Raw genomic sequence first — 20,997 nt, 5'->3', positions numbered from 1 at the left:
AACTTCCTTGTCGTCTGTACAACAACCTGCGCCAGACCAACATCAAATTCTCCGGCAGCTCACGCTCGGATTTTCTTTGAGCGACACCCTTTCCGCCGGTTCCTTTTTTATTAGTGGCCTATTCTGCTCTGGCTAGCCCCTAATCTCAACTCATTGTATCTTTTGGCAGCAGAGTTTTACATTGTTTTTCATCGTGGGCGGTCATAACTTTCATCAAGAATTGTATTTACGCGGCTGGTGAGTGAAAATTGTACCAACGGCACTGAGTTATTGTTGGTGCCACTGGAAAGGAGTACCCATGCCTAGTCAGGATCGACCCCAACCCTTGCACGCTATGAGCATCGACGTAGAGGACTACTTCCACGTTGCGGCTCTTTCTGGCGTAATCCGCCCAGACCAGTGGGAGTCCCTACCCTCCCGCGTAGAACAGAATACTGAGCGCCTGCTGGAGCTTTTTGAAAAGCACCATGTGAAGGCAACCTTTTTTGTGCTTGGGTGGGTTGCCGAACGTTTCCCTGCCCTGATTCGCAAATTATCCGACCACGGCCATGAGATCGCCTCCCACGGGTACAGCCACCAGTTGATTTACCGGCAGACCCAGGATGTGTTTCGGGACGAAACCATCCGATCAAAAGCCCTGCTGGAGGATATCACCGGTAAATCTGTGGAGGGTTATCGCGCAGCCAGCTATTCCATTACCCGCGATTCTCTCTGGGCACTGGATATACTGAGTGAGGCAGGTTTTACCTGGGATTCGAGTATTTTCCCGATTCGGCACGATAATTACGGTATTCCCGATTCGCCCACAGCGCCCTACTCCATCCAGACCGCCAGCGGCGCGATTATCCGTGAATTCCCGTTGACCACGGCTAATATAATGGGGCTTTCCATTCCGGCTGCAGGGGGGGGCTATTTTCGCCAATTCCCTTACCCGGTATTCCGCTACCTCTTCCGCAATGCCTCGGGCTTTGGCGCCCGCCCGCAAATGTTTTATCTGCACCCCTGGGAAATCGACCCGGAGCAGCCACGTTACAATAACGCAAGCTGGTTTTCCCGCTTCCGGCATTATACTAATCTGGACCAGTGCTACGGTCGCCTCGAACGCTTACTCGGGGATTTCAGGTTTGGAACCGTCAGCGAAAGCTATAATGCCTATGAACCAGACAAAACCCTGCTGTGCAGCGATCAAATGATGCGCCTCGCTTGATTCAGGGAACTGAGCTGAACAGGAACTGAATATGTATCTGGAATTTTTCGGTCTCCACAGACACCCCTTCCGCATTACGCCGGAAGACGATTTTATTTACATGAGCCAGCAGCATTCCCGGGCTTATGTGTACATGTCTTCTGCTATCTGGAGTTCTGAGGGCTTTGTAGTTATCAGTGGGGAGATAGGTTCGGGCAAGACCACATTGCTGAAGAAGACCATTCGGAATCTTGACGGCAATCTGAAGTTGCTCAACATTGCTTACACTAACCTGGAATCCCGGGATCTCTTTGGCCTGATTCTTCGCAAGGCCGGGATGAAGGTGGAGGACGACAGCAAGGTAGCCATGCTGTTCCAGATTACCGACTATCTGGAGAAAATGGCGACAGCCGGTACGCCGGTGGTGCTGACCATTGATGAGGCGCAGAATCTTACCCGGGAGAATCTGGAAGATATCCGCATGCTGGCCGGCATGGAAAGTATGGGCGGCCCTTCAATGCGGGTTATTCTGCTAGGGCAACCGGAGTTGAAACAGGCGGTTCTTGATATTCCGCAGCTCGCCCAGCGGGTAAAGTTGTTTTTCCACCTCGAAGGCCTCTCCGCGAAGGAAACCGCCGAATACATTGATTACCGGCTTTTGGTCTCCGGTCACGGCGGCAACAAATTATTTGATGGTGATACGGTTCGCGAGATTCACAAGCTCAGCAAGGGCATCCCCCGGCTGATCAACAAGCTTTGTGACGGCATGATGATGTGCGCCTATTCAGAAGATCGGCCGTTTATCGACCCCCATGATCTGAAATCCATTCGCCATGATTTGCTGGGTGATGAACTGCCCACAAATACTCCCAAGCTGACCGGTCTGAAAAAGCGAGAGCAGCCCGCTCTGGAGCAAAGCGGGCATTCGGGCGAAATGGTCGGGGTAGCTCAGGCCATGTTACGCATGGCGGAAGCCCTGGAGCGTATTGATAGCCGGCTGGCCGCCATCTTCCCCGAGGACCAGTCCGCCCGCAAAGAAGGCATCAGCGTACCGGACAATGTAAAACCGCTGTCGCCAGGCAGAAAATAAAAGCGGGGTCTGCCGCCTCAGATAACGAACATGTTCACGAACTCGTGAACTGGCGTCGTTTCCAGGCTCTTCTGGTTACTGCAGGCCTCAATGATCTGCTCGCACCTTTGCGCCGGGAAACGGGTTGCCAGATTAGCCCGGAACTTGTCGGCGAGCAGCGGAATGCTCTCTTCCCTGCGCCTGCGATGCCCTATGGGGTATTCCACCTCGACCGTATCTGTACTTGATCCGTCCTTGAAGAACACCTGAATGGCATTGGCAATTGAACGCTTGTCTGCTTCGAGATATTCCCGGGTGTACTGCTCATTCTCAACCACTTCCATCTTGTCTCGCAGCTCATCAATGATGGGGTTGGCTTCGTGGAAGCTGTCTTCATAGTGTTCCGCCACCAGGTCACCAAAGATAAGCGGCACAGCCGTCATGTATTGCAGGCAGTGGTCTCTGTCTGCTGCGTTTGCAAGCTGGCCCACTTTGGAGATGATGCGTATGGCGGATTCGTGGGTGGTTATCACGATTCGGTCGATCTCATCGAGCCGGTCTTTTACTTGTGGATGAAGCGTGACGGCCGCCTCAGCTGCAGTCTGGGCATGAAACTCAGCAGGGAAGGACACCTTGAACAATATGTTTTCCATCACATAAGTGCCGAATTCTTGTGGTAACGAAAACTGGCGCTGGTCTTCCGGCTTGAGGGCCTGATCTTTATTGGTTTTACTGAACAGCACATCATAAAAGCCCCACTGGGGTGCTGTCAGAGCGCTGGGAATCCCCATCTCGCCCCGCATGGCTATATCTGCAAGGCGAACGGCCCGGGAAGTAGCATCGCCAGCCGCCCAGGATTTTCGGGAACCGGCATTGGGCGCGTGGCGGTAGGTTCGCAGCGCTTGCCCATCTACCCAGGCATGGGAGAGTGCTGAGAGCATTTGTTCACGATTGGCGCCCATCAGCTTGGCGGTGACTGCCGTGGAGGCAACCTTCACCAGGATGACGTGATCCAGCCCTACCCGGTTGAAGGAGTTTTCCAGAGCCAGAACACCCTGGATTTCATGGGCCATGATCATGGCTTCGAGCACTTCACGCATGGTGAGCGGCGCCTTGCCCATTGCAACGCGTTTTTGCGACAGATGGTCGGCTACGGCGAGAATGCCACCCAGGTTATCGGAAGGGTGCCCCCATTCTGCTGCCAGCCAGGTGTCGTTGTAATCAAGCCACCGCACAATGCAGCCGATATCCCAGGCTGCTTTTACCGGGTCCAGCCGGAATGATGTACCGGGAACACGAGCGCCATGGGGAACTACCGTGCCCTCTACAACCGGCCCCAAGTGTTTGGTGCACTCCGGAAAGCGCAGCGCCAACAGGCCACAGCCAAGCGTGTCCATCAGGCAATGGCGGGCTGTATTCCAGGCTTCTTTGCTCTTCACCTGATACGTCAGAACGTAGTCTGTAAGTTTTTGCAGAACATCGTCGTAGTCTGGGCGCTCGTTGAGATCAAATGTTGTCATCACTCGTCTCCTTTTGGGTGTATGGGTAAAAGGTAGCCCGGTTTGTTCCCAGGGGCCAGAAAGCACTCTTCCCCTTGCCACTCCGGATCATCGGTTTAACTAGAGTGAATGAGCAAAACGACAAGCCAGCAGCCGGGAGGATTAGCCCACACATGTGTCAGGTTTCCTTACACTACCATAACTCACAGAGATTCCAGGATGGCGGATTTCTTTAATAAAACCAATAACAAAGACCAAGTTCTTATCAGGCGGCATAGCTTTTGCTTTACCCTCTGCGAGCTTTTAATAAGAGAGCGCTCGCAACTTCACACATAATGAGCAAATGAAGGGTCATCACAATGATTAAACAAATTGTTATTGCCGGCATTGCCGCGTCAGCGCTGGCAACAGCAACTGCATCTGCTGCACTCATAGACATCACCAGCGTTAACGGCTCCTGGACGGCAACAAATCCGGCAGGCGTTACAACCAGTTCTGCAAATGGTGGAACCAATAATAGAATCTCCTGGGGCAACCCGGCTTATCCAAATACGCAGAAGAGTGGTTATCAATTCGATTCTTTGGCGCCAATCTGGAACATTGCTGAAGAAACCGCATTTGATCTCGGCACATTCACCCACTTCAACTTTCCAATCTATGACGATGGCACAGTCCTGACCTCAGCCACGCTTGAAGTTCAGACCCAACTGGAAATTGACAGCGTAAGCCATAGCCTGACTTCGTTTTTTAATTTTACTCATAATGAAACACCGAACTCGAGCAACCCTTGTGCAGATGGGGGTGCCAACGGCTATGGCGTTAACATCAACGGATGTGCCGACGAAGTCTCGTTCATTTTGAATGCTGGCGCGACTGATAGTGTTTCTATCGATGGCACCGAATACTTCATTGATTTGCTGGGCTTTTTCAACAATGGATCTTTGACAGACACTTTCTGGACGCAAGAAAATCTGGAAAATACAGCGACTCTGAGAGGGGTTATCACCTCAGTTACTTCTGAGGTTCCTGAGCCCTCTACCTTTGCCCTGTTGGGGCTTGGCCTGATGGGTCTTGGCCTGCGTAACCGCAAGCGCAAGCAATCCTGATTGATGCCAACCGGGAGCCGGCAACAGCCGCGCTCCCGACTCATGATCGTCAAGCAACTACATCAATCTTCAGGCACTCTTACCCACCCTTCCATGAGAATCCGAGCACTGCGGCTCATGATGGCTTTGGTAGCAGTCCATTGGCCGTTCACCTCTTTCGCTTCGGCACCTACCTGCAAGGTTCCTGACGGATGGCCAAAGGTGACCGACGTGCGATCACCACCACCGGCCGCAAGATTCACCAGAGTTCCAGGAATCGCTGCTGCGGTTGCAATAGCAACGGCTGCAGTGCCCATCATGGCATGGTGTAACTTGCCCATGGAGAGCGCGCGTACCAGCACATCAACATCGTTTGCGTTTATCTTCTTGCCGCTGGATGCGGTGTAGTCCGCCGGCGGTGCTACAAAAGCGACTTTTGGCGTGTGCTGCCGGGCGGCAGCTTCTTCGATGTTCTGAATAAGCCCCATTTTTACGGCACCATGGGCGCGGATGGTCTCAAACATCGCCAAGGCTTTGGGATCGCTGTTGATGTCGTCTTGCAGTTCTGTGCCGGTATAGCCGACGGCGTCTGCATTGATGAACACTGTGGGGATACCTGCATTGATCATGGTGGCTTTCAAGGTGCCAACGCCAGGAACTTCCAGCTCGTCCACGAGCTTGCCGGTGGGAAACATGGAGCCTTCGCCATCGGCTGGGTCCATAAACTCCACCTGCACTTCTGCGGCGGGAAAGGTTACGCCATCCAGCTCAAAGTCGCCGGTTTCCTGCACTTCACCGTTGGTAATGGGCACGTTGGCGATGATGGTTTTGCGGATATTGGCCTGCCAGATGCGTACTACCGCTGTGCCATTTTCCGGGATACGGTCTTTTGAAACAAAGCCGCTATTAATGGCAAAGGCGCCTACTGCGGCTGTGAGGTTGCCACAGTTGCCGCTCCAATCCACGAAGGGCTTGTCGATGCTCACCTGACCGAACAAGTAATCCACATCGTGGTCCGACTGGGTAGGCTTGGCGAGGATAACGGTTTTGCTGGTGCTGGAGGTGGCGCCGCCCATACCGTCGGTTTGCTTTTGGTAGGGGTCTGGGCTGCCGATGACTCGCAGCAGGAGGTTGTCCCTTGCCTTACCTGGGCTTTGGGCGGCTTCAGGAAGGTCTTCCAGGCGGAAAAAGACGCCTTTGCTGGTGCCGCCACGCATGTAAGTGGCGGGGATTTTTATTTGGGGTTTGTGGGGCATGGGGGTTCCTTTGGTGTTTGGTTTTGGGGTGTGGAGTAAGGAATTGTCCTCGCCCCCCTCTCCCTGGCCCTCTCCCGCGAGGGGAGAGGGAACACATAGCGATGGCCTGCCTGTATTGGGAGTTTGACTCCCAAGCTTGAGAGCAGTGCAGTAAAGCCCCTCGCCCCCGGCGGGAGAGGGGTTGGGGAGAGGGGGAGAGGTATTAAAGCAGGGCTTTAGTCCTCCCTTATGCTGCTCCTTCAGACTGCAAAAAGTCCTCAGCAAACCGCTGCAGCACACCACCCGCGGAGTAAATGGACAACTCCTCAGCTGTATCCAGCCTGCAAATAACAGGCACTTTCTCTGAGCTACCATCCTTGCGAGTGATAATCAGCGTCAGCTTGGCGCCAGGTGCCGGCTTGCCTTCCACATCAAAGGTTTCCGTACCGTCAATCTTCAAGGTCTTGCGCGTTGTGCCTTCTTCAAACTGCAGTGGCATAACACCCATTCCAACCAGGTTGGTGCGGTGGATACGTTCAAACCCTTCGGCAACAATCGCTTCAACGCCCGCAAGTGCAACGCCTTTGGCTGCCCAGTCGCGGGAGGAACCCTGACCATAATCCGCACCAGCGATGATAATCAGCGGCTGCTTGCGTTCCATGTAGGTTTCAATGGCTTCCCACATACGGGTTACCTTACCTTCCGGCTCGATACGAGCAAGAGAGCCCTGCTTCACCTTGCCGTTTTCATCCAACACCATTTCGTTGAACAGCTTCGGGTTGGCAAAGGTTGCACGCTGAGCCGTGAGGTGATCGCCACGGTGGGTTGCGTAGGAGTTGAAGTCTACTTCTGGCACGCCCATTTTGTGCAGGTATTCACCGGCAGCGCTGTCCATGAGGATGGCGTTGGACGGTGACAGGTGATCTGTAGTGATGTTGTCAGGCAGTACAGCCAATGGACGCATGCCTTTAAGAGCCTTCTCACCCACCATGCCGCCTTCCCAGTATGGCGGACGGCGAATATAGGTACTCATCGGGCGCCAGTCGTACAATGGGCTGATGTTGGCGTGGGATTCCTGGGTGACGTCGAACATCGGGATGTAGGTGCTGCGGAACTGCTCCGGCTTCACCGACTCTTTCACGATAGCATCGATTTCTGCGTCATCTGGCCAGATATCCTTCAAGGTTACGGCGTTGCCGTCCTTGTCGTAGCCGAGCACATCTTTTTCGATGTCGAAGCGGATGGTTCCGGCTATCGCGTATGCCACTACCAGCGGCGGAGAGGCCAAAAACGCCTGCTTGGCGTAAGGGTGAATCCGACCGTCGAAGTTACGGTTACCGGAAAGCACCGCTGTTGAATACAAATCACGCTCAACCACTTCTTTCTGGATTACCGGATCCAGTGCACCGCTCATGCCGTTACAGGTGGTACAGGCGAAGCCGACCACGCCAAAGCCCAGATCTTCCAGCTCGGGTAACAGCTTGGCATCGTTGAGGTACATCTCGACGGTTTTGGACCCTGGTGCCAGGGACGTCTTCACCCAAGGCTTGCGGGTGAGGCCCAACTTGTTAGCGTTGCGTGCAATCAAACCAGCAGCAACCATATTCCGAGGATTACTGGTGTTGGTGCAGCTGGTGATGGCAGCGATAATCACTGCGCCATCCGGCATTTTGCCTTCTTCCTGCTCCCACTCACTGGCAATGCCACGCTCAGCAAGCTCAGAGGTTGGCAGGTGTGCATGGGGGTTGGATGGGCCAGCCAAGGTGCGAACAACGGTAGACAGATCAAACTTCAGAATGCGCTCGTATTCAGCAGTCTTAAGCGCGTCTGCCCAGAGGCCGGTGTGCTTGGCGAACTTTTCTACCAGTGCCACCTGCTCGTCTTCACGGCCGGTAAGCTTGAGATAGTCGATGGTCTGGCCGTCGATGTAGAACATGGCAGCCGTGGCGCCGTATTCTGGCGTCATGTTGGAGATAGTGGCACGGTCGCCGATGGTGAGACTGTCTGCGCCTTCGCCGTAGAATTCCAGATAGGCACCTACTACGCGCTCTGTGCGCAGGAATTCAGTCAGGGCCAGAACCATATCGGTGCTGGTAATGCCTGGCTGCAGCTTGCCGGTGAGTTCAACACCCACAATATCCGGCAGGCGCATCATGGAGGCACGGCCGAGCATCACACTTTCGGCTTCCAGGCCACCCACACCAACGGAGATAACACCCAAAGCATCAACCATTGGCGTGTGGCTGTCTGTGCCTACACAAGTATCGGGGAAGGCAACCTTCTTGCCTTCACCATCCGGGCGGGCCTGCACCACCGGAGACATTTTCTCCAGGTTGATCTGGTGCATGATGCCGTTACCCGGCGGGATTACATCCACGTTCTTGAACGCTTTTTTCGTCCAGTTGATGAAGTGGAAACGATCGTCGTTACGGCGATCTTCAATTTCACGGTTTTTCTCGAAGGCGTCTTTCTCGAAACCAGCGTGTTCTACGGCCAGGGAGTGATCCACGATTAGCTGGGTGGGAACCACCGGGTTTACTTTGGCTGGGTCACCGCCCTTCTCGGCGATTGCGTCACGCAGGCCGGCGAGATCCACCAGTGCGGTCTGGCCCAGAATATCGTGACAAACTACACGAGCTGGATACCAGGGGAAGTCGAGATCCCGCTTGCGTTCGATCAGCTGCTTGAGAGAGTCCGTCAGTGCATCGGGATCGCAACGGCGCACCAGTTGTTCCGCCAGAATTCTGGAGGTGTATGGGAGCTTGTCGTAGGCGCCGGCTTGAATATCTTCAACGGCCTGGCGGGTATCGAAATAGTCCAGGTCGGTGCCTGGTAGGGGTTTGCGGTAATTGGTGTTCATGGAGATACTCTTGATCGGAATGTGTTGGCCCCCTCTCCCTAGCCCTCTCCCGCGAGGGGAGAGGGGATAAAGACTAGACTCCCATCTTCTGAGAGCTCGGAACTGGTAGCTCAGCTTCGCTCTCCTTCGGGAAGCGAAACTGCAATTCAACTCCCCTCTCCCCTCGCGGGAGAGGGGCTGGGGGAGAGGGGGTATTCAATTCACTCAAGCACGTTTTTCAATCGGCACCCACTCAGCATGCTCCGGCCCTGTGTATTCTGCACTTGGGCGAATAATCCGGTTGTTTTCACGCTGCTCTTTCACGTGTGCCGTCCAGCCGGATACGCGGGACATAACAAAGATCGGCGTGAAGAGTTCAGTCGGGATGCCCATGAAGTGGTAAGTCGAGGCATGGAAGAAGTCTGCGTTACAGAACAGTTTCTTCTCGCGCCACATCACTTCTTCACAGCGTACGGATACCGGGTACAGAACCGTATCCCCTACTTCTTTAGCCAGCTTTTCTGACCACTTCTTGATGATCACGTTGCGCGGATCGGATTCGCTGTAGATCGCGTGGCCAAAGCCCATGATCTTTTCCTTGCGCTCCAGCATGCCCATCAAGCCTTCTTCTGCTTCCTCAGGGGTCTGGAATTTCTGAATCAGTTCCATGGCCGCTTCGTTGGCACCGCCGTGCAGTGGGCCTCGCAGGGAGCCAATAGCGCCAGTTACGCAACTGTGGATGTCAGACAGCGTGGATGCACATACACGAGCCGTGAAGGTGGAGGCGTTGAATTCGTGCTCTGCGTAGAGAATCAGGGAGACGTTCATCACCCGCTCGTGCAGCTTGCTGGGCTTTTTGCCGTGGAGCAATTCGAGGAAGTGGCCACCGATGGAGTCCACATCACTTTCTGTTTCTATGCGTACGCCTTCATGGGCGAAGCGGTACCAGTAGGTGATGATGGATGGGAACAGGGCCAGCATGCGGTCGATTTTGTCGTCTTGCTCGCTGAAGTCCTGTTCGGTTTCCAGGTTGCCCAGCATGGAGGCGCCGGTGCGCATTACGTCCATGGGGTGAGCATCCTTGGGGATCTGCTCAAGAACAGTTTTCAGTGCTGCAGGCAGCCCACGCAGGCTCTGGAGCTTCTTCTTGTAAGCATCCAGTTCCTGCTGGTTGGGCAACTTGCCGCGCAGCAGCAGATAAGCTACCTCTTCAAACTGGGCGTTATCTGCCAGATCGCTTACGTCGTAACCACGATAGGTGAGGCCAGTTCCGGTTTTACCAACGGTACACAGTGCGGTTTCACCAGCGACTTGCCCGCGAAGGCCTGCGCCACCTAATTTCTTTGCTTCTGCCATGGATGTCTCTCCTCTAATTATTTTGACTGCTGGAAAAGTTGATCCAGCTTCTGCTCGAAGTCGTGATAGTTCAGGTAATCGTAGAGTTCCATACGGGTCTGCATCAGATCAACTACGTCTTTCTGATCGCCCTTCTCAAGAATGTTCTCGTAAACAGTAACCGCCGCTTTGTTCATGGCGCGGAAAGCGCTAAGCGGGTATAGAACCATTGCGGCACCGGACTCGCCCAGCTCTTTACGATTATACAGCGGTGTGGCGCCAAATTCGGTGATGTTCGCCAGCAAAGGTACGTCGCCCAGAGCTTCCGAGAACGCCTTGTAGTGTTCCAGCTCAGTCACCGCTTCTGCGAAAATGCCATCCGCACCCGCTTCGATGCAGGCCTTGGCGCGATCGATGGCTGCTTCCAGGCCTTCTTTCTGGAAGGCGTCGGTGCGGGCCATGATGAAGAAGTCTTTGTCTTCACGAGCATCGGCAGCCGCTTTGATACGGTCAACCATTTCTTCTTTGGAGACAATTTCTTTGTTTGGGCGGTGTCCGCAACGCTTTTGAGCTACCTGGTCTTCAATGTGAACCGCGGCGGCACCAGCACGTTCCATCTGCTGGATAGTGCGAGCAATGTTGAACGCGCCACCCCAACCCGTATCGATATCTACCAGCAACGGCAGGTCGGTTGCGGCAGTGATGCGACGTACATCTTCTATCACATCGTTCAGACTGGTCATGCCCAGATCCGGCAAGCCATAAGAGGCGTTCGCCACACCGCCGCCAGACAAGTAGATAGCCTGGTGCCCTACTCGTTCGGCCATCATGGCGGCGTATGCGTTAATGGTACCTACGATCTGCAGGGGCTTGTTGTCGTTCAGGGCTTTGCGAAAACGCGCGCCCGGGGATAGTTTGTTCGCCATGCTTATTCCTTCTCTTTAAATGGTTGGTGCCATCAGATAGTTAAAACGCCTTCCTGAATCTTTTTCTCGATATTTTTACGAGCGGCGTTGATGTGTCTTTTCATCAGAAATTCTGCGAGCTCTCCATCGCGTTGGGCAATGGCTTCAAGTATACGGCGGTGTTCCCCAAGGGCTCGATGGGGGCGTCCCGCAGAGGTGCTTAATCGATAGCGGTACATTCGCACCATGTAATAGAGGTCACCCAGTAACATTTGAGCAAGCTTGGTGTTCCGGCTGCCCGTGGCGATGCGGTGGTGAAAATCGTAATCCCCTTCAGCCTGATAATAGGCCTGTCCATGAGCTTCGTCGATCATGGTTTCGTGGGCATCGAGCGTAGCCCGCAGGTCGGCAATTTCCTGGTCGGTCATGCGTTCTGCAGCCTGGCGTGCGGCGAGGCCTTCCATGACTTCCCGTATGCGGTACAACTCCACTAGTTCCGACGCGCTTAGCGACACCACTCGCACCCCCGCATGGGGGCGTCGCACCAAAAGTCCGCGGGACTCGAGCCGGCCAAGGGCCTCCCGGAGCGGGCCGCGGGTCAGATCGAAGCGGGAGCAGAGATCCAGCTCGCCGATTTTGTCACCCGGAGCAAGATCGCCTTTTACGATTGCCGTTTGTAGACAATCAAAGGCTTCATCTGCTCGCGTGTAGGTTTGTGGTGCAGTGTCCAGCATAGTTTGTCGACAATGTTGACGTGATAGTGACAAAATCTACTCATAATACTCACTATTGTCAACAATCCGCCGTCTATTTTGTAAACAATCCATAGCTGAATGAGGCTTTGGACACCACAGAATGGCAGTCTTATCGGCAAGCGTCTGTCAGATGTCGACTGAAATGGAAAAGGAAAGATCCGGGCTGGTGGGCATGAGGATCGCGCTATTGGAGGCATCAAGCATTTGCCCAACACTCAGGTCTGCACGAAAATCTCTGGAATACAACTGTAACGAGATCTCGCCAGCACTGGTGCTGCCAAAACGGTCTGACTGTGCCTCCGAATAGGGTGCCCAGCCTTGTAGCAGGGATAATGTGATCGAGGAGTTAAGCTCGGATGCATACGGCCAGTGGTAGCCAGGACTGCGTGCATTCAACCGCAGCAAGCCACCTTCAACAACCCGTACAGTCTGGCCATTAAACCCCCGCATAAGGCTTGGCCCGGCCACGACCATGTACTCGGAGGAGGGTAAGTCTCCCGGTGCAAACTGATATCGCCCGTTCAGGCCAAGATTCCAGCTCAACACTTCGCGGCTAAGAGACGCCTCCACTGCCAATTTGTGGAAACCATCAGAATCACTGCTGTAGCCTGAAGCACCTGTTGTCTCTTCTGAATCCAGCCCGCCGATTGCCGTTAAAGACGTTGTAGCGAAAAAGCCGCCGACCAATGCTCGCGAGGCCTTGCCTTGAAGCCCGAAGCTGGAAAGCTGGTGAGAGGCATCCTCTACCCATATTTCGTCTTCGAAGGCACTGCTTCGGCTACTGGCGTGGGAAAACACACTGCCCAACTCAACGCCTTGCCATGACCAGAGCCCTCGTTTTCCAGTTACCCTGAGGTTACGCCGCTCACCATAGGTATCGTAACGCTGCCCGGAATCGCTCACCGCACCGGCATAATCCCGGTTTTCAAGGTCTATCCGGAAATCACTTCCCGCCAGTGGGAACGAATAACGCAACGCCAGCGTCGTAGACTCGGCACTCCCTTCTCTTGCCACTGAGTCACTAAAATCCAGGCCAAGCACGTGCTGGGACCAGATCAGGTTATTGCTGGTCAGGTTCAGTCGACCATTGGCTCTGTCGTTGCTCTGGCTGGAGTCACCGGAAAACTCAACATGTGAAGCGACATATTGCGTAACAGACTGGAGAAGATCGGCCGGATACAGATCCCATAAGGGCGACTCGCCGCGAGACTTCACGTTGTTAGCTGAAGCCTGGCCAGCAGCAATGCCAAAAATCATGGTTGCCAGCAGAATGGTTCTCACGCAAAGCCTCAGCACAGTAAAATCACGATAAAGATTCTTAAAAGATCCGCCTCAGCACTCTAAAAAAATGAGGCTGGAGAATCCAGTGTCTATTTCCAAAACTTACAATTTTAATAATCGATAAAACAGTAGGTTATGGCGACACTTACAAGTAATACCTCAAATGTCATCATCATGCCTTTACAAGACCCCGACCCGTGCTGTTGGTTAGCAAAACGCAATGAAGCCTGTTTGCCCTCTCCATTCGGGCGGATAACTTGGTAAACTCTCCGAAATTATGGACCTGCCACGAATCCCGACCAAAGGACGAATCAAATGATCAAGAAGTGCCTCTTCCCGGTTGCCGGTTACGGTACCCGTTTCCTGCCTGCTACCAAGGCGATGCCGAAAGAAATCCTGCCGATTGTTAACAAACCTCTGGTGCAGTACGGGGTTGAAGAAGCCTCTGAAGCCGGCATTCATGAGTTTGGCTTTGTAACCGGCCGCGGCAAGCGCGCCATTGAAGACCATTTTGATATTAGCTACGAACTGGAGCATCAGATTGCCGGTTCTGGAAAAGAAGGCCTGCTTTCTTCTATACGAGACCTGATCGACAACAACACCTTTGCGTTCACCCGCCAGATTGAAATGAAGGGACTGGGCCATGCGATTCTTAGTGGTCGCAACCTGATGGGCGATAACCCGTTCGCTGTTGTGCTTGCAGACGACTTTTGTGTTGGCCCGAACGAAGGTGAGGATGGCGTGCTGGCGCAGATGGTTAAGCTTTACAATCAGTTCCGCTGCTCCATTGTTGCCATTGAAGAAGTGCCGGCGGATGAAACTCACAAGTACGGCGTTATTGCTGGCGAATCCATGAAAGACGGGCTTTATCGCGTGACAGATATGGTTGAAAAGCCTGCACCGGAAGACGCCCCAAGTAACCTGGCGATCATTGGTCGCTACATTCTGACCCCGGACATCTTCGATATTCTGGAGCGCACTCCGGCGGGTAAGAATGGCGAGATCCAGATTACCGATGCGCTGCTAGAACAGGCGAAGAATGGCTGCGTGCTGGCCTACAAATTCAAGGGCCGGCGCTTTGATTGCGGCAGCATTGATGGCTTTGTAGAAGCAACCAATCACGTTTACGAGAATATTTACAAGAAAAAATAGGATCTATGGCGAGCCTGGGCCGGCATCAAGCGCGCTCAGGCACCCAGAATCTGCAAAATCATGCGCCGGTTCTCCGCAGTTGTCTTGCGGAACCGGCGCAGCAGTTCCACCTCTTGTTCTGACAACTGAACCCGGTTTATCTCCTGTTCCAGTTCTTTCAACGCTACCGAAAGGTCGTCGCTGTTGCTGAAGGCCAACCCCAACAATTCAAGCTGGCCCTCCCCCCCAGGCTCCGCGAGGTCTAACAAGTCTTCCAAAGGGGTTTCGGTTTTTATGCAGAAGTCCAACAACGCTGATAGATCAGGATAAGAGCGCTGCCTCGCATCCACGGCCTCCCAGCTTTTTACCTGCGCCTCATCGACCCCGCAGATCTCAGCAACATCCTGGAAGGATAGACACTCGGCTTCACGCATCTGCCGCAGCCGGTTGTTGAATGTCTGCAGGTAACGCATGATTCTCACCTTTGCTAGCTTGCCCGGAAAGTAGGTTAATCTTGAATGTATCTTAGATACGGCTTTATGCACAGAGTTGGCTGAGACAAATACACCGAAAGTCACCTTTCTTTTTTAGTTCGCTAACTATACATTGCCGGAATACTTACTTTCCCCAAACTGAAGTTCTCACTCAATGTCTGACGCCCATAAATCTGACCTGCTTCTTGTAACAGTCACCCTGCTTGCCGCTGTAAGCTGGATTTTTTCGAAAGAAGCCATCCTGCTGATGCCGCCCTTGCTGTTTATGGCACTTCGCTTTCTGATTGCGGGCGGGTTTCTGGCTTTGTTTGCGTGGCGCTCACTGGCGCGCCTGGATGTGGATCAACTAAAGCGTGGGATTGGCGTTGGCCTGGTGTTTGGCATTGCCATGAGCTTTTGGGTGATGGGGCTGTTTCACGGCACAAGTATGGGGGAAGGCGCCTTTCTCACGAGCCTGGGTGTGGTGATTGTACCAATTATCGCGCGTATCGTTTTTAAAGAAGCGCAACCGGCAAGTACCTGGTTTGCTATTCCGGTTGCCATAGCGGGGCTGGCTCTACTATCCCTTAAAAACGGCTTTAAACCGGAAGCAGGCCAGGTTTTCTTTGTGGTAGCCGCAACCATTTTTGCTTTGTACTTTACACTCAATACGCGGGCAGCCAATCAGCGAACGGCGATCAATCGTAAAGGCGAATCCATCGAAAAGCGCCGCATCCCCGCACTGCCCCTGACCGCCATTGCGTTACTTACCGTTGGAACGCTTACTCTGGTTGAATCGCTCTTTATGGAGCCATGGCAGCCCACATTCGCCAACCCACCTCCACTGCTGATCTGGTGGGTACTCGCCAGTGCGATTGTGGGCACAGCAGGCCGATTCCTTGTGCAAACCTATGCCCAAAGCTTGTCCACCCACAGCCACGGTGCGGTGATTCTGGTGCTGGAACCGGTTTGGGTTTCGCTGTTTGCGGCCGGCTGGTTTGGCGAAACCATGGCGCCCATGCAACTGGCCGGTTGCGGATTGATCTTCGCGGCGTTGATTGTTAACCGCTGGAATGCTTTAAGCAAAGCGCTCCGGGCCGCATTAAGAAAAAAAGGGAAACCAAATAGCTGCTGACGCTCGAATAAAATTCCAAACCTGTTTATCTGGACGGGTAGGTTAAACAAAAACATAAAAATGGGCCGGTGGATTTTTCACCGGCCCATTTTATTGACGCCCGAACATGCCTGTAAAAACGAATTGTCCGGATGAAGCTTTTAACAGAAGGGTATCAGTTATGTTGCTTCCGCCGAGTGGCAACCAGACCACCTAACCCCATCAGCAACAGGGCCAAACTGCCGGGCTCCGGGACTGAAACCTCAGGAGGAGTATCAGAGAAGCTTCCGCCCTGCAGGAAAACAGCAGAATCCAGAGCAGAATCCCCCGCGTCAGCAATAGCGATCTTCATCGAATGGGAACCGGCACTCAAGCCAAGTATCGAAGCGACAAACACATCAGTGAAGCCATCGTATTCGATGTCGAAGTAAGGACCGCCATCATTTAGATCATTGTTGTTATAGTAATCACAATTTGGACCTATGCCGGAATAGGGATTACCGCAGTTTACGTTATTGATACTGACTGCCTGCCCGTCAGGAGCCTCGGCGATATTGACGCCATCAACAAAAAAGGCAAAGACATCGTTGAAGCTAGAATCGACGTACTCGTTATATTCCTCGGAAGCAAAAACGTAATTGAAGAACAAATCGCCCGAATTTGATTCAAAATCAAATGTCAGGACGGCCGCATCGCGTGTGTTCTGAGGAATAAGAGCATCCAGATCCGCATCACCAGGCGTACCAACAGTGGTGCTTGCGCCATCGGACGTATTGGGGCCTGGGGCACTCCATGCGCTGCCAGTGGTCAGGATCAAGCCGCTATCTATCCCGAGAACCGATGACCCGTCGGAAAAGAAGCCGGATTGGTTACTTCCGCCTACATAATTCACGTTGGAAATAGTAATACCTGACCCTACCAATGCGTTCGCCATGGCGTTGCCATCGGTAGAGGTGGAATCAATCACCAGCGCGGAAGCGGATTGGCAAATTACCGCCGTGGAAAAAAGTGCTACACCCTGCAAAATTCGTTTCATAGTATGAACTCCATTTTCATTCGTGGACGGGTCGCTTTTTTATACATCTTGCGTTCCCTCGGCTGTTCCATAGCAAAACACGAACCAACTATAAAAAGACGAACATTATCAACACCCTATTAACTCACCCAGTTTGTTATTGTTAAATAACTCGACACGACTATGGGACTGCGAACCTCGGAGCACTCTGAATCTCTCAACCCGATAAAATATGGTTGACCAGCGGCGGTATAATCAGTATATTGCGCCTCGTTGCAGAATTAGGACCATAGCTCAGTTGGTTAGAGCGCTACCTTGACATGGTAGAGGTCCCCAGTTCGAATCTGGGTGGTCCTACCAATTCTGCCAAGAAAGTCAGTTACTTACGGAGATCGTGAGAACTGGCTTTTTTTGTTTTCAGACATTCCCGCCTGCGATTTGCCAAACCTCTACTGGATTTACCCGTTTTTTACGGCATTATTGATGTAAACCGTCCCCGATATGTGAAATCATCAACCTGGCTTTACCGTTGTAGTTATTTTGATAGACGAGAGAGGAATAAACACCATGCGTAAAACCGGAATTTTCGCGGCCTTGGCATTAAGCGCCGCCGTAGCCACCCCTGCTATAGCCCAACTGGATGTAGAAGAGCAGATTGAAACCCGCCAAAGCGCCTTTACGTTTGCAGCGTGGAATATGGGTAAGATCAAGGCTCAGGCGATTGACGGCACTGTTGCCTATAACGAGCAACAAATGCTGGCAGCGGCGAATGCCATTGCCTCAGTAGCCAACTCCGGGCTGGGCGGGCTCTTTGGCCCTGGTTCCGCCAACGACAAAAACGACAACACGAGGCTGAAGCCAGTGTTTTTTGATAAGCCAGAAAAAGCTCGCGAGGTTGCCATTGGCTTTGCGCAGGCTGCGAACAAGCTTCAGGAAGTCGCAGCGAATGGCGGCGGCAAAGGCGCCCTGGCTGCTCAGTTCAGCGAAGTCGGGAAGTCATGCAAGGCTTGCCACGACGAGTTCCGTGCCGAGTAAGCCTTACCAGTAACCCACTTTGCTGCCGCTTACCAACCCAGATCGGGTGGCGGCGGCGGAGGGGGTGACAATAGCCCGCCAGTGGCTACCCAAACTGCAAATGCTGCTACCGCCAATGCGATAATAAGCGCTATCAGGCCACCACCGGTTCTCTCCTCGCCATGCTCTTTACTGACTTTTTTGCGTCCGCTGATCATCGGTGTGATCAAGTTGTCTTTTTTAACCAGCGTATAAAAAAAAGCGCTTACGATATGCAGACCGATCAAGCCATAAATGAACCATTCCGTCAGCTTGTGCCAGGAGGTGATTGTATCGTTCCAGCCAGACGATACCGCACGGTAAAGTGGCCCGTTAAACGCTATGGCATCCGTTGCAAACAGGCCTGTAACCGCTTGAAACCCCAGTAGCCCCAGCATCGCCAGCACAGAAAGAGCGCCCAAGGGGTTGTGCCCCAAACCTTGCCACTCCCCCTTCAAGTACGCAGCAATTGAAAAAGGCCCCGGAACAAATTGCGAAAAGCGGGCGTAGGTGGACCCAACGATGCCCCATGCCAAACGAAAACTGATCAGCCCCACGATGGCGATACCAAAGCGTTCGTGCCACAGCATCCAGGTGCCACCAAGGCTAACGGACACCAGTGCGCCTGTAACAGCAATCACTAAAAGCCAGTGAAACAGTCGTGTGGGCAAATCCCAAAGGGAGATCGACTTCATTTGCAGTTCCTTCTAAAACTTACGTATGCAGGCTGATTACCCGAACCATACCGGTTTTGCTTTATACTGCCCACTGAATTTCATCTGTCGAATTAAAGGTTTATTCAATGCGAGTGGTTATTCGTTATTTTTTCCGGACGTTACGTCTTATTTTGACACCCTTTGTGCTACTGAGCGAAAAGCTGGGCGGCGGAAAGCCCGTGCAACGCAGTCCAGAAGAACAACAGGTAGTGGATGCAGCTTGTGAGCGGCTTGCTCTGTATCAGTTCAAGACTTGCCCATTCTGCGTCAAGGTACGCAAACAAATTACGCGGCTGAACCTGACTATTGAGAAACGGGATGCACAGCACAATGAAGCCCACAGGGCCGAACTGGAACAGGGCGGCGGTAATGTGAAGGTGCCTTGCCTGCGGATTCAGAATGAGGACGGCAGCGAACAATGGATGTATGAATCCAATGATATTAATGCCTGGCTAGCAGAGCGCTTCGGCAACGCCTCCTGAATCAGACTTTGTAAAAGTCGCGATACCAATCCACGAACCTGGCTATGCCCTCCTCCACGGGGGTTTCCGGCTTGTACCCTACGTCACTGATCAGGTCATCGACATTGGCGTAGGTGGCAGGCACATCACCAGGCTGCATAGGCAGCAGGTTCTTCTGCGCTTTTTTTCCCGTTCTGTCTTCAATGATCTCTATGAAGCGGGACAACTCAACGGGGTTGTTGCTACCAATGTTGTAAATGCGGTACGGGGCCTTGCTGGTGCTTGGATCAGGCGCTGCTCCGCTCCACTCCTCGTTGGGCTGTGCTACCTGATCAAGAGCGCGGATAACGCCTTCTACAATATCGTCAATGTAGGTGAAATCCCGCTTGTGGTGGCCGTGATTGAAGACATCGATGGGCTCACCTGCAAGAATTTTCCTGGTGAAGATAAACAACGCCATATCCGGGCGGCCCCAGGGGCCATATACCGTGAAGAAGCGCAGGCCAGTGGTTGGTAGCCCGTAGAGATGGCTGTATGTATGGGCCATCAGCTCATTGGCTTTCTTTGAGGCCGCATACAGGCTTAACGGGTGATCCACATTGTCGCGAACAGCAAAGGGCATGGCCTCGTTAGCGCCATAAACAGAGCTGCTGGATGCATAAACCAGGTGTTTCACCTGGTTATGGCGGCAGCCTTCGAGGATGTTCATGAAGCCAACAAGGTTAGCATCTACATAGGCATTGGGGTTTTCAATCGAATAGCGCACACCTGCCTGGGCAGCAAGGTGCACAACTCGTTCGGGGCGATGCTTTGCAAAGATGTCGGCCATTACAGAGCGGTCTGCAACGTCCTGACGCACTTCTGTGAAGCCGGGGCGTCCAGTAAGGCGTGCAAGCCGGGCTTCCTTGAGATTGACATCGTAATAGTCGTTAACGTTGTCAACGCCGATGACTTCATCTCCCCGCTCAAGTAACCGGTGCGCCAGCTGCGCGCCGATGAATCCTGCGGTGCCCGTTACCAGAATCTTCAAGTCTTTCGCTCCCTTTTAATCGGCCAATTGGCGATAAATTCTCTTAGAAAGTAACGCCCGCACTGATGAACGGTCCGTCGATTTTTACATCGAACAGGTCGCTGCCATCTTCGTAATCGACGGCAATCTGGCGATAGCCTGCGCGCAGTTGCAGCAGAGAAATGCTGAACTGGCCGTACACGTTGAAGTCGCGGATGGAATCACCGTCATAGGCAATGAAGTTGCCTTCAGCGCCAACAGCTACGCCGGTTAGCGGCAGGTCAAAGCGTGCGGCGATATAGCCTAGTGGCAATACAGCATCGGCTTTGGTTTGCTCAGGGGTGCTGCCACTTTGAGTCACCAAAAGCTCACCTGAAAAATCCCGAACTGTCAGACCCAGATCCAGGTTCACCCAGTTATCCAGGATTTCGTAGTACAGAGTGAGATCCAGCTGCTCAAGGTCAAGCTCAGAACGCACGTTGCCAACACTAACGTTGCCATAGTCACTCGTAAGCGTGCCATTTCCACTCTGCTGAATCAGCGTGTAAGCCAGTCGCACATTCGGCAGCAAGGGCACAGGGTGCTCCAGGTAAATGCTGGCGTTGGCTTTGCCATCGTCTTTGAGGCGAAGCTCATCATTCACATCAACAGAATCGCTGCCTGTTGCTACCTTTCCAGACACATCCGTATCCCAGTAGCCAACGCTAGCTCCAAGGCCCACAATGTCGGCCTGGGCCAGTGGGGCTGCCAGGATTAAAGAACTGCCTACTGCTAGTGTGAGCTTTCGCATGGTGCACCTGTGTTTTTTAGCGTCTGGTTGATTTTATGGCGTTAAA

At 53.2% G+C, this 20,997-nt stretch carries 19 protein-coding genes and 1 tRNA gene; 8 read left to right on the top strand and 12 right to left on the bottom strand.

What is annotated here, in order from left to right; all coding sequences use genetic code 11:
- Nucleotides 1-298 precede the first annotated feature (298 nt).
- Together CDH47_RS10180 and CDH47_RS10175 are read left to right on the top strand one after the other, a co-directional pair.
- Entirely contained in the window at nucleotides 299-1,207 is a 909-nt protein-coding gene (locus CDH47_RS10180; protein WP_239985696.1) for an XrtA system polysaccharide deacetylase, read from the top strand.
- Nucleotides 1,208-1,238: 31 nt separating this feature from the next.
- Nucleotides 1,239-2,276 carry an ExeA family protein gene (locus CDH47_RS10175; RefSeq protein WP_100639752.1) on the top strand — a complete coding sequence of 346 codons (1,038 nt, stop codon included), beginning with the start codon at nucleotides 1,239-1,241 and terminating at the stop codon, nucleotides 2,274-2,276.
- Between the two features lie 17 nt (nucleotides 2,277-2,293).
- On the opposite strand, the gene prpD is transcribed toward CDH47_RS10175, so the two are convergent.
- A complete protein-coding gene (gene prpD / locus CDH47_RS10170) occupies nucleotides 2,294-3,775 on the bottom strand; it encodes a 2-methylcitrate dehydratase (RefSeq protein WP_193601637.1) in 1,482 nt (493 codons plus the stop codon).
- Nucleotides 3,776-4,113: 338 nt separating this feature from the next.
- On the opposite strand from prpD, the gene CDH47_RS10165 reads away from it, so the two are divergent.
- Nucleotides 4,114-4,860 (top strand): THxN family PEP-CTERM protein, encoded by a 747-nt coding sequence (locus CDH47_RS10165; RefSeq protein WP_100639750.1) that lies wholly within the window; start codon nucleotides 4,114-4,116, stop codon nucleotides 4,858-4,860.
- Nucleotides 4,861-4,922: 62 nt separating this feature from the next.
- Here the strand turns inward: CDH47_RS10165 and prpF are convergent, their stop codons facing one another.
- From prpF to CDH47_RS10135, 6 genes are all read right to left on the bottom strand, one after another.
- Nucleotides 4,923-6,095: a 2-methylaconitate cis-trans isomerase PrpF gene (gene prpF / locus CDH47_RS10160; protein WP_100639749.1), complete on the bottom strand. Its 1,173-nt coding sequence runs from the start codon at nucleotides 6,093-6,095 to the stop codon at nucleotides 4,923-4,925.
- Between the two features lie 226 nt (nucleotides 6,096-6,321).
- Nucleotides 6,322-8,934 (bottom strand): Fe/S-dependent 2-methylisocitrate dehydratase AcnD, encoded by a 2,613-nt coding sequence (gene acnD, locus CDH47_RS10155; RefSeq protein WP_100639748.1) that lies wholly within the window; start codon nucleotides 8,932-8,934, stop codon nucleotides 6,322-6,324.
- A 204-nt stretch (nucleotides 8,935-9,138) separates the two neighbouring features.
- On the bottom strand, nucleotides 9,139-10,269 hold the full coding sequence (gene prpC / locus CDH47_RS10150; protein WP_100639747.1) for a bifunctional 2-methylcitrate synthase/citrate synthase: 1,131 nt from the start codon (nucleotides 10,267-10,269) through the stop codon (nucleotides 9,139-9,141).
- A gap of 17 nt (nucleotides 10,270-10,286) precedes the next feature.
- Nucleotides 10,287-11,174 (bottom strand): methylisocitrate lyase, encoded by an 888-nt coding sequence (gene prpB, locus CDH47_RS10145; RefSeq protein WP_100639746.1) that lies wholly within the window; start codon nucleotides 11,172-11,174, stop codon nucleotides 10,287-10,289.
- 32 nt (nucleotides 11,175-11,206) lie between these two features.
- Nucleotides 11,207-11,887: a GntR family transcriptional regulator gene (locus tag CDH47_RS10140; RefSeq protein ID WP_100639745.1), complete on the bottom strand. Its 681-nt coding sequence runs from the start codon at nucleotides 11,885-11,887 to the stop codon at nucleotides 11,207-11,209.
- 147 nt (nucleotides 11,888-12,034) lie between these two features.
- Nucleotides 12,035-13,189 (bottom strand): ShlB/FhaC/HecB family hemolysin secretion/activation protein, encoded by a 1,155-nt coding sequence (locus CDH47_RS10135; protein WP_100639744.1) that lies wholly within the window; start codon nucleotides 13,187-13,189, stop codon nucleotides 12,035-12,037.
- A gap of 315 nt (nucleotides 13,190-13,504) precedes the next feature.
- On the opposite strand from CDH47_RS10135, the gene galU reads away from it, so the two are divergent.
- Nucleotides 13,505-14,341: a UTP--glucose-1-phosphate uridylyltransferase GalU gene (gene galU / locus CDH47_RS10130; RefSeq protein ID WP_100639743.1), complete on the top strand. Its 837-nt coding sequence runs from the start codon at nucleotides 13,505-13,507 to the stop codon at nucleotides 14,339-14,341.
- A 35-nt stretch (nucleotides 14,342-14,376) separates the two neighbouring features.
- Here the strand turns inward: galU and CDH47_RS10125 are convergent, their stop codons facing one another.
- Entirely contained in the window at nucleotides 14,377-14,793 is a 417-nt protein-coding gene (locus CDH47_RS10125; protein ID WP_100639742.1) for a helix-turn-helix domain-containing protein, read from the bottom strand.
- Nucleotides 14,794-14,968: 175 nt separating this feature from the next.
- Here CDH47_RS10125 and CDH47_RS10120 point away from each other — a divergent pair, with 175 nt between their 5' ends.
- Entirely contained in the window at nucleotides 14,969-15,928 is a 960-nt protein-coding gene (locus CDH47_RS10120) for a DMT family transporter (RefSeq protein WP_100639741.1), read from the top strand.
- 154 nt (nucleotides 15,929-16,082) lie between these two features.
- Here the strand turns inward: CDH47_RS10120 and CDH47_RS10115 are convergent, their stop codons facing one another.
- Nucleotides 16,083-16,943, bottom strand: coding sequence for a choice-of-anchor L family PEP-CTERM protein (locus CDH47_RS10115; protein ID WP_100639740.1), 861 nt, complete (start codon nucleotides 16,941-16,943; stop codon nucleotides 16,083-16,085).
- Between the two features lie 262 nt (nucleotides 16,944-17,205).
- Here CDH47_RS10115 and CDH47_RS10110 point away from each other — a divergent pair.
- A tRNA-Val gene (locus CDH47_RS10110) sits at nucleotides 17,206-17,282 on the top strand.
- 207 nt (nucleotides 17,283-17,489) lie between these two features.
- Nucleotides 17,490-17,957: a c-type cytochrome gene (locus CDH47_RS10105; protein ID WP_100639739.1), complete on the top strand. Its 468-nt coding sequence runs from the start codon at nucleotides 17,490-17,492 to the stop codon at nucleotides 17,955-17,957.
- Nucleotides 17,958-17,986: 29 nt separating this feature from the next.
- Here CDH47_RS10105 and CDH47_RS10100 read toward each other — a convergent pair whose 3' ends face one another.
- Nucleotides 17,987-18,670: a cytochrome b/b6 domain-containing protein gene (locus CDH47_RS10100; protein ID WP_100639738.1), complete on the bottom strand. Its 684-nt coding sequence runs from the start codon at nucleotides 18,668-18,670 to the stop codon at nucleotides 17,987-17,989.
- A 200-nt stretch (nucleotides 18,671-18,870) separates the two neighbouring features.
- Between CDH47_RS10100 and CDH47_RS10095 the strand changes: the two genes are divergently transcribed.
- Nucleotides 18,871-19,173, top strand: a complete 303-nt coding sequence (locus CDH47_RS10095; protein WP_239985695.1) for a glutaredoxin family protein — start codon at nucleotides 18,871-18,873, stop codon at nucleotides 19,171-19,173.
- A 1-nt stretch (nucleotide 19,174) separates the two neighbouring features.
- Here the strand turns inward: CDH47_RS10095 and CDH47_RS10090 are convergent, their stop codons facing one another.
- Entirely contained in the window at nucleotides 19,175-20,182 is a 1,008-nt protein-coding gene (locus CDH47_RS10090; protein WP_100639736.1) for an NAD-dependent epimerase, read from the bottom strand.
- A 43-nt stretch (nucleotides 20,183-20,225) separates the two neighbouring features.
- Complete coding sequence (locus tag CDH47_RS10085) at nucleotides 20,226-20,951, bottom strand: TIGR04219 family outer membrane beta-barrel protein (protein ID WP_100639735.1); 726 nt, start codon at nucleotides 20,949-20,951, stop codon at nucleotides 20,226-20,228.
- Nucleotides 20,952-20,997 lie beyond the last annotated feature (46 nt).

It is taken from the genome of Marinobacter salexigens, assembly GCF_002806945.1.
In the GTDB taxonomy this organism is placed as follows: Bacteria; Pseudomonadota; Gammaproteobacteria; order Pseudomonadales; family Oleiphilaceae; genus Marinobacter; species Marinobacter salexigens.
The sequence above is the reverse complement of the archived record's forward strand: the minus strand, read 5'-3'. Positions and strand labels throughout refer to the sequence as shown.

Bases quoted from the DNA above. Each gene is read 5' to 3' on its own strand.
- CDH47_RS10140 (WP_100639745.1), bottom strand. From the start codon at position 11,887: ATGCTGGACACTGCACCACAAACCTACACGCGAGCAGATGAAGCCTTT.
- CDH47_RS10105 (WP_100639739.1), top strand. From the start codon at position 17,490: ATGCGTAAAACCGGAATTTTCGCGGCCTTGGCATTAAGCGCCGCCGTA.
- acnD (WP_100639748.1), bottom strand. From the start codon at position 8,934: ATGAACACCAATTACCGCAAACCCCTACCAGGCACCGACCTGGACTAT.
- CDH47_RS10180 (WP_239985696.1), top strand. From the start codon at position 299: ATGCCTAGTCAGGATCGACCCCAACCCTTGCACGCTATGAGCATCGAC.
- CDH47_RS10165 (WP_100639750.1), top strand. From the start codon at position 4,114: ATGATTAAACAAATTGTTATTGCCGGCATTGCCGCGTCAGCGCTGGCA.
- prpC (WP_100639747.1), bottom strand. From the start codon at position 10,269: ATGGCAGAAGCAAAGAAATTAGGTGGCGCAGGCCTTCGCGGGCAAGTC.
- galU (WP_100639743.1), top strand. From the start codon at position 13,505: ATGATCAAGAAGTGCCTCTTCCCGGTTGCCGGTTACGGTACCCGTTTC.
- prpD (WP_193601637.1), bottom strand. From the start codon at position 3,775: ATGACAACATTTGATCTCAACGAGCGCCCAGACTACGACGATGTTCTG.
- CDH47_RS10085 (WP_100639735.1), bottom strand. From the start codon at position 20,951: ATGCGAAAGCTCACACTAGCAGTAGGCAGTTCTTTAATCCTGGCAGCC.
- prpB (WP_100639746.1), bottom strand. From the start codon at position 11,174: ATGGCGAACAAACTATCCCCGGGCGCGCGTTTTCGCAAAGCCCTGAAC.
- CDH47_RS10115 (WP_100639740.1), bottom strand. From the start codon at position 16,943: ATGAAACGAATTTTGCAGGGTGTAGCACTTTTTTCCACGGCGGTAATT.
- CDH47_RS10125 (WP_100639742.1), bottom strand. From the start codon at position 14,793: ATGCGTTACCTGCAGACATTCAACAACCGGCTGCGGCAGATGCGTGAA.
- CDH47_RS10120 (WP_100639741.1), top strand. From the start codon at position 14,969: ATGTCTGACGCCCATAAATCTGACCTGCTTCTTGTAACAGTCACCCTG.
- CDH47_RS10100 (WP_100639738.1), bottom strand. From the start codon at position 18,670: ATGAAGTCGATCTCCCTTTGGGATTTGCCCACACGACTGTTTCACTGG.
- prpF (WP_100639749.1), bottom strand. From the start codon at position 6,095: ATGCCCCACAAACCCCAAATAAAAATCCCCGCCACTTACATGCGTGGC.
- CDH47_RS10175 (WP_100639752.1), top strand. From the start codon at position 1,239: ATGTATCTGGAATTTTTCGGTCTCCACAGACACCCCTTCCGCATTACG.